The sequence below is a fragment of the Halomonas sp. SIMBA_159 genome (assembly GCF_046536035.1).
Classification (GTDB): Bacteria; Pseudomonadota; Gammaproteobacteria; order Pseudomonadales; family Halomonadaceae; genus Vreelandella; species Vreelandella venusta_A.
This window is the reverse complement of the sequence record NZ_JAWJBT010001339.1, coordinates 1-244: the sequence shown is the minus strand read 5'-3', so window position 1 is coordinate 244 and position 244 is coordinate 1. Positions and strand designations below refer to the sequence as shown.

Here is a 244-nt window from a genome sequence, read left to right as displayed (position 1 = left end):
GCTATGCGCTCGTCATATTCGTGTCGCCGAACGCGATCGATCACGCGTTCGCTAAGAGCGGCGCGATCTGGCCGCACGCATTGCCGGTCGGCGTGGTCGGGCCGGGCAGCGTGCAGGCGCTCGCGCGTCACGGCGTCAGCGCGTCGACTCACCAGATCATCAGTCCCGCATCCGGCGCCGATGAAGATAACGGGCGCTTCGACTCCGAAGGCCTCTTCGCCGCGATCGACTCTGCGCTCGGCGA

At 67.2% G+C, this 244-nt stretch carries 1 protein-coding gene; it reads left to right on the top strand.

Features of this window, described 5'->3' with window-relative positions; translation table 11 throughout:
• Window positions 1–244 (top strand): hypothetical protein (locus R0J87_RS23610; RefSeq protein ID WP_498889426.1); only part of this gene is annotated, 244 nt, incomplete at both ends.